The 12,887-nt window shown below is 52.0% G+C and carries 10 protein-coding genes; all 10 read right to left on the bottom strand.

Annotated features, from left to right (window positions below; all coding sequences use genetic code 11):
* Positions 1 to 183: 183 nt before the first annotated feature.
* A complete protein-coding gene (locus NYE54_RS01330; protein ID WP_339269439.1) occupies positions 184 to 1,896 on the bottom strand; it encodes a PrpR N-terminal domain-containing protein in 1,713 nt (570 codons plus the stop codon).
* Between the two features lie 182 nt (positions 1,897 to 2,078).
* Complete coding sequence (locus NYE54_RS01325; RefSeq protein ID WP_339269437.1) at positions 2,079 to 3,419, bottom strand: glycoside hydrolase family 30 beta sandwich domain-containing protein; 1,341 nt, start codon at positions 3,417 to 3,419, stop codon at positions 2,079 to 2,081.
* 121 nt (positions 3,420 to 3,540) lie between these two features.
* Positions 3,541 to 5,184 (bottom strand): sugar ABC transporter substrate-binding protein, encoded by a 1,644-nt coding sequence (locus NYE54_RS01320; protein ID WP_339269436.1) that lies wholly within the window; start codon positions 5,182 to 5,184, stop codon positions 3,541 to 3,543.
* Between the two features lie 95 nt (positions 5,185 to 5,279).
* Positions 5,280 to 6,164, bottom strand: coding sequence for a carbohydrate ABC transporter permease (locus tag NYE54_RS01315; RefSeq protein ID WP_083659649.1), 885 nt, complete (start codon positions 6,162 to 6,164; stop codon positions 5,280 to 5,282).
* 24 nt (positions 6,165 to 6,188) lie between these two features.
* The gene (locus NYE54_RS01310; protein ID WP_339269434.1) at positions 6,189 to 7,178 is read right to left on the bottom strand and encodes an ABC transporter permease subunit; all 990 of its coding nucleotides are present in this window, start codon (positions 7,176 to 7,178) and stop codon (positions 6,189 to 6,191) included.
* Positions 7,179 to 7,295: 117 nt separating this feature from the next.
* Positions 7,296 to 8,315 carry a LacI family DNA-binding transcriptional regulator gene (locus NYE54_RS01305; RefSeq protein WP_339269432.1) on the bottom strand — a complete coding sequence of 340 codons (1,020 nt, stop codon included), beginning with the start codon at positions 8,313 to 8,315 and terminating at the stop codon, positions 7,296 to 7,298.
* Between the two features lie 174 nt (positions 8,316 to 8,489).
* A complete protein-coding gene (locus tag NYE54_RS01300; protein WP_339269431.1) occupies positions 8,490 to 8,900 on the bottom strand; it encodes a hypothetical protein in 411 nt (136 codons plus the stop codon).
* A complete protein-coding gene (locus NYE54_RS01295) occupies positions 8,858 to 9,301 on the bottom strand; it encodes a hypothetical protein (protein WP_339269429.1) in 444 nt (147 codons plus the stop codon). The genes NYE54_RS01300 and NYE54_RS01295 overlap by 43 nt, the downstream gene beginning before the upstream one ends.
* Positions 9,294 to 11,513 (bottom strand): DEAD/DEAH box helicase, encoded by a 2,220-nt coding sequence (locus tag NYE54_RS01290; protein ID WP_339269427.1) that lies wholly within the window; start codon positions 11,511 to 11,513, stop codon positions 9,294 to 9,296. The genes NYE54_RS01295 and NYE54_RS01290 overlap by 8 nt, the downstream gene beginning before the upstream one ends.
* Entirely contained in the window at positions 11,510 to 12,847 is a 1,338-nt protein-coding gene (locus NYE54_RS01285) for an ATP-binding protein (RefSeq protein WP_339269426.1), read from the bottom strand. Before NYE54_RS01285 ends, NYE54_RS01290 begins: the two co-directional genes overlap by 4 nt.
* Positions 12,848 to 12,887: the final 40 nt, after the last annotated feature.

The raw sequence follows: 12,887 nt of genomic DNA, 5'->3' as shown, positions 1-12,887 counted from the left end.
AAATCGCTTGCATGGATAATTGTAAGTGCATTCAATTAAATTTGCAACATATTAAGGATTAATTGTTGCAAATTTAAACAATTGATTGCAGCGCTGTCTCTAGCTTGTTGTAATATATTCCTACTCCCCTAATATCTACCGAAACGGAGGGATCTATTGATCGCAAAACAAAAAAAGCTGAAACTATTGTTTCAGCTTTCTCCACAGGGTCGAACGGTTGATTCCGAGCCGTTCCGCAACCTTCGTCTGATTAAATTGTTCTTCCTCCATAATCGCGTCGATAATCCTCTTCTCGATCTCATCCAGCGTACCGCGAAGAAACTCAGGGCCCATCGCAGCTGACGGATGTTCTTCCTTCTTGGCTAGAAGCCGGGAAATGAGTGGCTTGCCGATCACGTAGCCCTTCTCCTCCGTCACTGCGTCCTGGAGCAGGATTTTCAGTTCCGACACGTTGCCCGGCCAATCGTACTGGGTCAGCAGGAGAATCGCTTCATCCTTGATCTTGATTGGTGAAGTCCCTAACGTTCCATGATAGGACGCAATATAATAAGTCACCAGCGGCTTGATGTCCTCCCTGCGCTCACGCAGAGCCGGCACGGCGATTCTTGCCGCCTCCTCGTCCAGCAGGAGTGGATGATAATTCGAATCATCCTTTTCCAGCGAGAGGATGATCGTGAACCCCCGGTCTTTCATCTCGTTCATCCACGGCTTCAAATTCGTCATTTCTTGTGGAGCGATCGTTTCCAATCCATGGATGTAGAGCGTGCGGATATCGTTGTCCCAAGCTTCTTCTTCGTCTTTTCCCGACAAGGCCATGGCCTGCTTTGCGGTAAGCCGGACATACAAGCCCTGGCCTTCGTTCTTGCGGTAATGAATATACCGGGAGAGCAGCTGCTTGCCTGTTCCGGCTTCACCGATGAGAATCAGGATGCGGCTGTCCAGTAGATCCTCGATCCGCTGCAGGCAACCGTGCATCGCTTCGCTTTGCGAAATCAACATCGGCAATTGGGTGATCGCCTCGACATGATAGCCTGCGGCCTCCCCATTCTGCTTCACCTCGGAAAAAGTGTACAGGTAGTACCGTTTTCCCTGTATCACTTTCAGCGTCCTTTTCTGTTTAAGCTTCCGGGTTCCGTTTTCATGTATCAGGATGGAGGCCTCCGCCTCCCGGTTTAGCCGAAGATCGGCTTGTAAGGCTTCCACAGGGAGCGGACAGGAACCGAAATCCGGCCACTGTTCATATACAACCTCTCCCTCAGCATCCAATACGGTAAGGTTCGCGGCCGTTTCCTCCAGCAGTGTTTGCAGAAAGGATATTTCCCACTGCGTCCGTTCATGTAACCGAAACGCCGACTTGGCCTTTTGAAACGCATCGAAAATGGCCTCGCGCCCGGATTGGATCAGAATCCCTTCCAAGTGGTGCTTGGCGGCTGCCTCCATCGTCACCACATCGCCCATGATTAATTCGAAGCCCTTCGCCTTCAGATCCTCCAGCAGCCGGTCCACCTCTTGCGCCTTCTCTACCGTGAACACATCCACCTCGATATCCAGCACATCGGTAATGGCTTTGGCTCCGAGCGTAATATTGGAGAAGCCCACAATGGCTTTTTTGCCTGGAAAATGATTGGCCAAGGTGAGCACGCGCAGCATGTCATAGCCTGAAACATGGACATCGATAACGGGAATGCCCACCTCGGGCTCGATCAGCTTGGCCGTACCGCCCCGGCTAATGATCACGTCATATCCCAGGCGTTCGCCTTCTTTTGCCAGAGGAACCGCTTCTAGTAAATTGCCGACCTCGACTCGGACTTCCAGCTCCGGCTCTTCCTTCCGGCATTCTTCTATTAAATGGCTCATAGCGGGATACGGAGCAATAAATAACGTTTTAATGGTCATGATTGTCACCTGTATTTTCTTTGGTAAACCTTATTCTTGTTATTATTCTACCGTTTCTATATGAAATAACCAACTCTATATATGAAAAGACACCTACGCCGAGGCAACCATCAACCGAAAGGGCTAACGGCGCCGACAAAGGTGCCTTATCTTGTCTAAATCTATGAACTGTTGCCTCAGAATTACTCCTCTATTAAAACGGACACGGCACTTTTCGGTGCAAGGCGGAGGTTAAGCCGCTCCGTTCCCTGCATATGCAGTGCAGCATTCTCCTCTTGCTCGCTGTCGTTAAACATAACGACGGCAATCGAACCGTCCGTATTCTTGAATGCTACCGAACGGATGGACTCATCGCTGGTAGAAGCAATACGAACCGCTTTCGGACGGATCACCTTGCTAAAATGCGCCAGTGCATAGAAATCCAGCGTATAGGTAAGCTCCTTCGTTTGCTGATTCACCGTCACAATGCCGCGGCAGGTGCTTTTGCCAAAGCCCGGCACGGCAGGTCCGTTCTTCTCGTCCAGCGCCATGTTCCACAGCACATAAGACTTGCTGTGATTGCGGAGTATCTCGATTCCGGTTCGCATCACATTGGAGAAGGCCTGCTCGAACGGCGGAATCCACTCCCCGCCTGATCCTTCCGTGAAATGAACCTCTTTCCCCGGAAATGCATCGAACACTTCGGATTGGGCCGACGGCTTGCCGCCGTACCAGTGCCAAGCGACACCATCCACGGCGTCACCCGCTTGCTCAAAAACGGTCAGCGGGTAGTCCGGCTTGTCCCAGTTATGGTCATAACAAAGGATTTTTGTATCAATGCCGTTCTTAACGAATTGCGGCTTCAGATGGTTCTTGATGAAATCGCTTTGCGCCTCGGGCAGCATGATCATGCCGGGGTAATGTCCTGGCGAATACAATGCCTCATTTTGCGGCGTGATCGCATAAATCGGCAGCCCGTTGGCTTCATACCCCTGAATGTAACGTACAAAATAATTAGCATACACCGCATAGTATTCAAGTTTCAGCTCTCCGCCGATCATCGACCCGCTCGTTTTCATCCAGCCTGGCGGACTCCATGGGGAACCCATTAGCTTGACATCCGGGTTCAACCGCAGCGCTTCCTTCAGGAGAGGAATGATATCTTCCTCGTCATGCGCAATGGAGAACTGATTCAGTTCCACATCCGTTTGGCCCTCAGGCATATCATTGTAGCTGTAGAAGTCTCGCGCGTAATCGGATGCGCCCATCGGTTGGCGGAGTACGGATAACCCGATACCTTCGTTCGGATCGAACAATCGTGTCATGAGCTCCGAACGCTGCTTCGTCTCCAGCACTTGATGGATCAGATAAGCAGCGGAGTCCGTGAAGGACGCGCCGAAGCCGTCCATCTCCTGAAACGTCTGCTCCTCATCGATAACAACCGTATGCTGCGCGTCCGAAGTTCCGGGAGCTAGCTGCTCCTTGTCTTTCCTAACGAATAATTCCTCTTCCCCGTTTGACTGGTAGATGGTCATGTTCAGCATGCTGTTTCCCTCCAGGTTTCTTATGGTCTTCTGGCTTTCCTATCCCGCCCTATTTGAAAGTTAACTTGGAAAGAGCCCCTTCCCTGTCAAGAAAGGGGCTCTCCCATCCATAAACGTTAACTCATTTCAGGCCCAGCTTCTCTTTGTTCGCCTTCATCTTCTCATTGCGGACTTCGACGATTTTATCCCAGTTGTTATCGTCCAGGAACTTTTTGTATTCGTTTAAGAGGTTGTTGTAGGCTGCATCATCCTTGGAACGAATCATGCTGACAAGCGTGGAGTTCCATTTTGTATTGATGGCTGTCAGAGAGCGCGCTTCCGGCGTTCCCTGATCCGGGTTGATATTCTCCAAAATAAAGTGCGGCGTCAGCTTGCCTTTTCCCCATTCCTGCATTTGCTTGATCGCATCCGGGAAAGCATCCCCGCTCAGCGCTTTATGGCGGTCATGCCCGAAGAACATGAATTCGCCCATGCGGTAATCCTTCTTGAACGTATCCGGATTGTTCATCTGAAGATCCTTCACGGCAGGGAGGAACTCAACCGTTCCGTCCGCATTCACTTGGTAGGTCTCGCCTTCGATGCCATAGTTCATCAGCATTTGTCCTTCTTCGCTTAGCAGGTACGTGAACAGCTGAATGGACTTGGCAGGATCTGCATTTTTTTTCGTAATGAAGCTAATCATCCAGCCGGTGATGCCGGATTGATTCAACATCGGCTTACGCCCTGCCGTGCTTTGCGGCCCGTCAATTGCAATGTACTCTTTCCCTTTATTGTTGCTGTAGAAGCTTTGCAGGTTACCGCCCTGCTGCGGCGTACCGTCTAGCATAATCGTTGCGTATTTGCCTGCTTTAACCTTCTCTTCAAAAGCCGTTCCGTCATCGGCAAAACTGTCATCGCTAATCGCGCCGTCCCGGTACACGGTATTGAACGCTTTCACCCAAGTCAGATAATCTTCATCCAGGTTACGGTTATAGAAACCGCCATTCTCCTCCAACGGCACGCCGATGAAATCCTGCAGCACGTCGCCAAGCGAGCCCGTTCCTTCACCAATGGAGTTGAAGCCGAGTGGAATCAGAGCAGGAAATTGCTTCTTGATATCAGCGAGAACGGCCTGGAACTCTTCCGGCGTTCCCATAACAGGCTTACCTAACGCTTCGTAAACATCCTTGCGGATAATAAATGCCGTTTTGGCCGGAATGTTACCGCTGTCATAGTCTTCCTGCGTATTGGAGTAGTTCGGATATCCGTAGGTTTTGCCATCCTTCAGTTGGAACCAGTTGAGCGTATCCTGCGCCGCTACCTTATTGAAGTATGGATCATATTTCTCGGCAAGATCGTTCAGCGGCAGCGCCCATGTCGCCGCCTTCTGCACGACCGGGGAGTTGGAGTCAAACGTCGTGATCAGATCCGGCATCTCCCCACCGGCAAAAAACGTATTCAGCTTGGTGTCGTCACCCGTGATGAATTTGATATTGATGTTCAGGTCTTCCTTAATCTTCTTGGTTACAACGTCCTTGCCAAAATCCGTGTTCCACCAGTCCGCATTCACGTACCAAGTCAGCTCGGTCGTCTCTTCTTTTTTATCCAGCTGCCAAGCCGGCGTCTCGGGATCCGGTGTATAACGACCCTCGATCGAAACCCAATTTTCCTTCTTGGAGCCGGAATTGCCGCCTGATCCGCCGCAGCCGCTCACAACCAGCACAACTGCCATCAGTGCCGTAATCAGCGTAAGTCCTTTCTTGCCAAAAGCTTTGTTCATCAACATCCTGTAACCCTCCCTTTTAAATAAAAGCGCTTACTTGTTAGACCCCAATCTTTTACAGGCTTGCTTCTGCTCCACTCCTTTAAAGAGCAGCTTCTCTACTCTTTAACAGCTCCGAGCATCATGCCGGAGATAAAATATCTCTGTAATATTGGATACATCACAACAATTGGCAGCGTCGTCACGACAATGGTTGCTAGTTGGACCCCTTTGGTGGTCGTCTGGATCGCGACGGACCCGATGTTTTGCATCGATTGCGTCTGGGACTGCACAATAATCTCATACAGCATCATCTGTAATGGATAGAGCGCTTGGTCCGTGATATACAATTTGGTTGTCATAAAATCATTCCATTGCCCGACCCCGTTAAACAAGGCAATCGTCGCCATGGCCGGCATGGAAAGAGGAATAAAGATGCTCAGGAAAATCCTCCAGTCGCCCCCGCCGTCGATCTTCGCCGACTCTTCCAGGGAATCCGGCACGTTTCGGAAGAAGTTCATCAGAATAATGACATCGTAAAAGCTTAATAGAGCGGGGATAATATAAACCCAGAAGCTGTTTAACAGCCCCAAGTCTTTGATTAACAAATACGTCGGAATCATGCCGCCCGAGAAAAACATGGTGACGACACCCATTGCGACATAGAACTTGCGGCCGCGGACGTATTTTTTACTCAAGCCGTAACCCACCATGGCACAGAAGAACACGTGCGTGATGACACCAATCACGGTTTTGGCCACCGAGATGAAAAAGGCATTCCATATGTTTGCATCCCTGAACACGGCCTGATAATTCTCAAGCGAGAATTCGGTAGGCCAGAAGATGAACCCGCCCTCGGCAAGAGACCTGCCCGAGCTAAAGGATGAAACGACAACGTTCCATAACGGAACGACAATGATGATGGTAAACGTAACCAGTAAAATGATGTTGATCGTATCAAAGATCCGGCTATCGAGATCCCCTTTTGCTGCTTTCAAATTCACCGTAATGCCTCCCTTTTGCATGACCTACAGGACGGATTGATTATCATTCAATTTACTGGTCACTTTGTTGGCCGTAACAAGCAGAATGACGGAGATGATGGATACACCCAAACCAACGGCGGTCGCATAAGAGAAATCGCCCTGCGTCATACCCATCCGGTACACGTACGAGTTAATGACCTCGGCCTTTTCCCGGTTCTGCGAATTCATGAGCACCAGGGTTTGATCCAGATTCGATCCCAATAAACCGCTTACAGTCAGGATCAGGTTCAAGCTGATAATCATCTTCATGTTCGGTAAGGTGATGTTCCAAATCTGTCTTAGTCGGCTAGCCCCGTCAATTCTTGCGGCCTCATAGTAGGTCGGATCAATCTTGGCCATGATCGCCAGATACAGAATCGTTCCCCATCCGGCCTCTTTCCATATATCCGACAAAGTCGCGATCCACCAGTATTTGCTCGGGTCGAGCAAAATGTTTTGCGGCTGCGAGATCAGGCCCAGACTAAGCAATATCTCGTTGAACAAGCCGGATGTCGAGAACCAGGTAATGAGCATGCCGCCCAATACGATCCAGGACAAGAAGTGAGGCAGATACGACACGGTTTGGACGAATTTTTTGAAACGCCCCATGCCGACCTCATAAATCATAATGGCCAGAATGATCGGAATGACAAAGCCGATCGCCAATTTCAAGAAGCTGATGCCCAGCGTGTTAACGACGGAATCCCAAAAATACTTGTCCGACAAAATAATTTTGAAATTATCCAGCCCCACCCACGGAGCGGAATCCAACGTATCGATAACGGTGTAGTTCTTAAACGCAATCGTCAAACCGTAAATCGGGATGTAGCAGAAGATAAACATGAAGATAACGCCGGGAATGATCATCGATTGAAGCTCCCATTGCCGCTTGTAATCGATGAAGAATTCCTTGATCCTCTGCCCCAACGGCTTCTTCCCGTTTGGTTGAACCGGGCTTGTGCCGGTTGACTGAACTGCAGCTGTTTCGCTCACCTCTTAGCCTCCTTTGATCAAAACCCGCATAAAAACGTTTTTATTTTGGGCGAAAAAAACCCCTGATTTTTTAAAATCATTTTAAAAAACCGCCTTGGTGTGATTTCTTTTCTTCGCTTAACCCGATTCATTCCGATTCATCTTCACATGACTGGAGCCGCGAACGACCAACTCCCCTGGAAGCTTCTGAATCTTGCCCTTCTCTTTCTTCTGAATCATGCGCACCAGATGATCCACGACCAGAATCCCCTGTCTGGCAATCTGATTGCGTACGGTCGATAAAGGCGGCGTAAAATACTGCGCGATATCGATATCGTCGAAGCCCACGACACTGATGTCCTGCGGAACCTCGTATCCATGGGACTTCAGAGCCCGAATGCAGCCGATGGCACTCACATCATTACCGGCAAGAAAAGCATCCGGCACTTTCCCGGGGTGTAAGTGAAGAAACGATTTGACGGCGTTATAGGAACCTTCTTCCTCAAAATAGCCCTGCAGTATGTAGTCTCCGTCGATCGGGAACTGGCACTCCCTAAGCGCAGCCAGATACCCTTCCTTCCGCTGCACGCTGTCAAACATCGTATCCACGCCGGAAATGTAGGCGATCTTCTTATGCCCCAGGCTGATCAGGTACTTGGTTGCTTCATAACCGGCTACGTAAGAGTCGAATATGATGCTGCCCATCGTCTCATTCTGAACCTCGCGATCCAGGAAAACGGCCTTTATCTTGTCCTTCTCCATGGCGGCGATGTCTCTATCGTCGATCTTCAGCTCTTCGAAAATAATGACGCCATCGACCCGGCCGCCCATAATATTGCTCATAATCACCTGTTTATCCTTTGTCACAAACACGTTCAATCCATAACCCAGACGGTCACATTCCCGTGACATCGACTCCACCAATGTGTAGAAGTAAGGCCCTGACACGCTTGTTGTAAAGAAGCCCAGCATCTTGGTCTTCCCCGACTTCAACAACTTTCCGTTCAGGTTAGGTACATAATTGAGTCGCTCCGCCACCTTCAGCACATGGGATTTGGTCTCCGGGTTTAATACATCTACATCATTTAATGCATTCGAAACCGTAGAAATGGAGACTCCGGCTTCTCTTGCCACATCCTTGATTGTTACTTTGCCCATATAACCATTCCATTCTTCCTTTGCGATAAAAACGTTTTTATGTACATAAGTTACCATACATGTGAGGTGAACACAATGCTTTTTTGGAAGGGGTTTCAAATATTTTTTCGATTAGTCCCACCCCTCGGTAGTCAGACATATTGAAAAAGCAGGCACTCTTCAAAGCGGTACCCTTCATCGGTACCACTCTTCAAAGTGTGCCTGCAGAAATTGAATCTCTTTTTCGTAATGGGCCACATGCCCCTCATCGATCATTCTCTGGTATGCCTTGTTGCCTTGTGCCGCACCGGTTGTAAGTGTATCGCATAATGCCTCGATGCGTCTTATAGTCCAAACTTTCATGTTGGGAGGTGGTGCTACACCATAAGACTTAAAGAACAGCGATATTCTGTGAGTGCGATCCGCTGCATGGTATTCGGATCGATAAGGTATCGATGTCCCTGTAGTGGAATCTATTGCAAAGCTTGCTAGCGGGACTGAGGTGTACAGCATATAAACCATGTCCCAGATTCGTGGACCTGGCGCAGCCAAATCAAAATCGATCAGCGCAATCGGTACTTCGTCTCTAAACACGATATTGTACAAAGCGCATCATTGTGACAGATCACTTCATCGTCCCATTCCTCCGAAGCCTGAGAGTTATGCGCAGCCTCCGGTTGGATTGAAGTTGCTGCAAAGCCTTGTACGGCGTCATGATAACGCCGTAACAACGCTGCACTCTGGATAAGGGCCTGGTCCGACCATATATAGGGCTTAAAATCAGGATATTGGTTTCCCGGCACCTCTCCAGGAATGAAGGACAAGATCTCGCGACCGCTATGATCAATACCTATGAACTTGGGGGCGCCTTCAAAGCCCTGCTTCTCCAAGTGTCGGAGCAAGTCATGCACGGAGGAACTCCATTTAGTCGTACGGTGAACGTTATTTCCGATACGTACCACTTCGTTCACATTGCCACCAGGAAGTACTTCTTCCTTGTCACACATCCATAGCTCCCCTTCCTGCTGCTCCATATGCCATTCCCAGCACCTCAGCCAGTCCTTCCAGATCCAATCCGTCGGCGGCAAAAGCGGTGCGAACGAGTTTCGGCGGAACGAACTCGTCATATTTGCCGAGATACGGCGCTTCATCCGGATCGAGGAGCGCGCCAGCGTCCTCACAATCCATCAGTTCCTTCTTAATTTCCTCCATCAGCGTCTTATTATCGACCTTACCCGCGACAACCATATAATACGGCTCCATCGGCACGATGGAGCGCAGCGCCAGCCGCTCGGACAGATTACGCTTCAGCAATCGTTCCAGCGTGCGGAACTGTTTGCTGCCCGCCCAAGGCAGGATGAACAGGGAGTCGCCGCCCGCCGGTATGACCACCTGCTTCAGCAGTCCGCTTTCCCGGGCGAGACGACGAGCCCGTTCCAGTCGATTCACCGCGCCCGGCGCCAGATACGGATAGATAGCGCTGTCGGCCAGCACCTCACGCATCTTCTGCACCACGCGGGTATGCACATCGCCGCCTGCACCAAGCCACAAGGTATCGACCTTCCCTTTGGCCGACTTCACATACAGGGCCTTATGCTTCGTATCGACTTCCTCCACCTTCCACAGCTTGCCCGCGAGCGAGAAGCAGTAGCCCGGCGGCGGCACGGTCGTAATCGATCCGATTTCTTCGGACCCGTTATAGACGACATGCTCCTCATCGTCCTTAAACACCGCATAGAAGCGGTAGTTGTTCACGATCTTCTCCCCGCCAAGGCCGATGATCAGACTGCCTTCTTCAGTCCGCTGGATATGGTCCGTTTGGAGCAAATACTGCAAGAACTCCTTATATTCCTCCGGCTCAATGCCGCGGAAAGCCGGCAGCGTCAACACCGCTCTCGCCAAATCCGGCGGTTCAGCCTCGCCCATGCTCTTGAGTGTGCTCATCGTCTGATGGTAAAGCACGCCCACCGGTTTCTTCCGCAGGGCCAGCGGTTCGACCCACTTCTCGCGAATATACAGCTCAATGACGGCAATGGCCCGGAGCAGCATCCATGGCATGCGTGCAGGCAGCATGGCTTCCTCGTCCTCGTCCTCCGGACAGAGGAACATCATCTCGGAGGCCTGATCCCCGCGCCGGCCGGAGCGGCCGAGCCGCTGAACGAAGCTGGAGCAGCTGTACGGCGCGCCAAGCTGGATCACCCGCTCCAGCTCGCCGAGATCGATACCGAGCTCCAGCGTCAGGGTGGCAGCCGCAACTGCTGGCCCCGGGCCTTCGCGGAGCGCGGCCTCGGCTTCCTCGCGCAGCATCGCGGAGATGCTTCCATGGTGCACATGGAAGACATCCCGCTGCTCGCGCTTGGCTGCAATCCGTCGCAGCTCGAGCGTGGTCAGCTCGGCATCCGAGCGGCTGTTCGTGAAGACCAGCGCTTTTTTCAGATGCGTGTTGTCGTATACGAAGTCGTAATAGGCTTTGCGCGCAAGCTCCAACTGCTCCGCCTGCTTCTCATCCCGCGCATCCGGGAAGGAGAAATGCTCGACCGACAGCCGCAGCTTCCGTCCTCCTTGCGGGGCGATGACTTCGACCGCGTTCTTCGTGCCCGCACCCAGCCAGCCGGCTGCGGTCTCATAGTCGCTAAGCGTTGCTGACAACCCGATACGGCGAGGCGAGCAGGAAGCCATCCGCTCGATCCGGGTCAGCTGGCTCAGCACCTGAATGCCGCGGTCGGCCCCCATAAAGGCATGAACCTCGTCAATGATGACATACCGCAGATCCTGGAACAGCGCCGGGATGGCGTTCGGCCGGTTCATCAGCAGCCCTTCAAGCGACTCGGGCGTAATCTGCAGCACGCCGGACGGCTTCTGCATCAGCTTGGTTTTCTCAGCCTGGGACACATCACCATGCCAATGCCATACCGGCACCTGGCCTTCCTTCAACAAATCGGTGATACGTTCAAATTGGTCGTTAATCAGCGCCTTAAGCGGCCCAATATACAGAATCCCGACCGAGCTGGAAGGCAGGTTGTACAGCTCCGTCAGCGCCGGGAAGAACGCGGCTTCGGTCTTGCCCGATGCCGTGCCCGAAGCAATCAGCAGATGATTCGGCGTATCAAACAGGACGCGGCAGGCTTCCACCTGCGCCTCGCGAAGCGTGTCCCATCTTTTTTTATAGATGAACTCCTGAATGAACGGGGCCAGTCTGGAAAAAGGGTTCGTACTCATAACTCAAACTCCGCCAGCAGATCGTCCAGATCATCCGAATTGGTATCATTGGCCCCTTTGCCTTGCGGCAGCACTGCGGCACGCTCGCCTAACAGCTCCTCAAACGTGGCCTCCGGATGTTGATGCAGCGTATGCAGCAGATCCATGAAATCCCGCACCACCTCGCGGGTGGTAAGCAGCTCCTCAGCTCCCAGCCGATTCACGGCCGTCTGCATGAACGCGATCAGCTGATCATCCGTTAACTGCGCTTCATATTTGAAGTGCAGAGCGTGAATATCCCGCAGCTTTTGCAGGAGGATCAAAATCTCCTCATACGACAGCATGTCCAGCTTCAAAATGGGCGAGGTGTAGGTTTTCAGCGAACCACTGCCGTAACGCCCGTCAATCAGGCGGGAGCGCAGCGCGTCATAACTGAACAGTCCCCGTCGCTCATCCTCGACAAACTGCGGCGTTCCGCCCATATAGATGCCCAAATGCTCCGCTTTGCCCTGCATCGTGTCGTTGAACATGGTCAGCAGCTTCTCGTAGTTGCTCTGGCGGGACACGCTGTTGGTGATTTTGTAGAGGTTCACCCCTTCGTCTATGAACAGCAGCAATCCCTTATAACCGATGGCAGCCGTGAATTCCGACCACAGCTTCATATACTCGTACCAGTTGTCGTCATCGATAATGACCCCAACGCTAAGGTCCTTGCGCGCCTCCGTCTTCGTCGGGACTTCCCCGCGGAGCCAGCGCAGCGCTGCCCCTTTGCGGTCATCGTCACCAAGCTTATAGCCGTTCCAGTAAGCAGCCAGCACCTTCGCAAAATCAAACCCGTGCACCAGATTCTGCATGCCGTTGGTCACCGCATAGATCTGCAGCTCCACCCGATCGTTCAGGGCAGGATCATCCGGGCGCATACCCGTCTCCTGCATGATGTCCTGCTGGATCCCGGCGATCCATTTCTGCAAAATGGCCTCCAGCGCGCCCCCGTCCGGACGCGTCCTCGTGGACAGATGGGTCATCAGCTCACGGTAAGTGGCAAGCCCTTGCCCTTTCGTACCTACCAGCCGCCGCTCCGGCGAAAGATCCGCATCCGCCACCACGAAATCGCGGTCCATCGCGTAATTGCGGATGATCTGGAGCAGGAAGCTTTTGCCGCTTCCGTAACGGCCCGTAATCAGGCGGAAAGCAGCGCCGCCCTCGGCGATATTATCCATATCGCGCAGGATCGACTCCACCTCCGGCTTCCGGCCGACGGCGATGAACTCAAGCCCCACCCGCGGCACAACCCCTGCCGTTAAAGAGTTTACGAGGGCCGTTGTGAGCCGTTTCGGTATTTTTAGTTTCGTCATAGTTCCACCTCTTTCAAGCATCTTACAAGCATAACGAGTC

The sequence above is a fragment of the Paenibacillus sp. FSL K6-1330 genome, assembly GCF_037976825.1.
Lineage (GTDB): Bacteria > Bacillota > Bacilli > Paenibacillales > Paenibacillaceae > Paenibacillus_AQ.
Note: the sequence above shows the minus strand (reverse complement) of the source record. Positions and strands in the feature narration are given on the sequence as shown.

Excerpts from the sequence above, each read along its gene's own strand:
- NYE54_RS01330 (WP_339269439.1), bottom strand. The coding sequence starts at position 1,896 with ATGACCATTAAAACGTTATTTATTGCTCCGTATCCCGCTATGAGCCAT.
- NYE54_RS01325 (WP_339269437.1), bottom strand. The coding sequence starts at position 3,419 with ATGCTGAACATGACCATCTACCAGTCAAACGGGGAAGAGGAATTATTC.
- NYE54_RS01320 (WP_339269436.1), bottom strand. The coding sequence starts at position 5,184 with ATGTTGATGAACAAAGCTTTTGGCAAGAAAGGACTTACGCTGATTACG.
- NYE54_RS01305 (WP_339269432.1), bottom strand. The coding sequence starts at position 8,315 with ATGGGCAAAGTAACAATCAAGGATGTGGCAAGAGAAGCCGGAGTCTCC.
- NYE54_RS01295 (WP_339269429.1), bottom strand. The coding sequence starts at position 9,301 with ATGTGTGACAAGGAAGAAGTACTTCCTGGTGGCAATGTGAACGAAGTG.
- NYE54_RS01290 (WP_339269427.1), bottom strand. The coding sequence starts at position 11,513 with ATGAGTACGAACCCTTTTTCCAGACTGGCCCCGTTCATTCAGGAGTTC.
- NYE54_RS01285 (WP_339269426.1), bottom strand. The coding sequence starts at position 12,847 with ATGACGAAACTAAAAATACCGAAACGGCTCACAACGGCCCTCGTAAAC.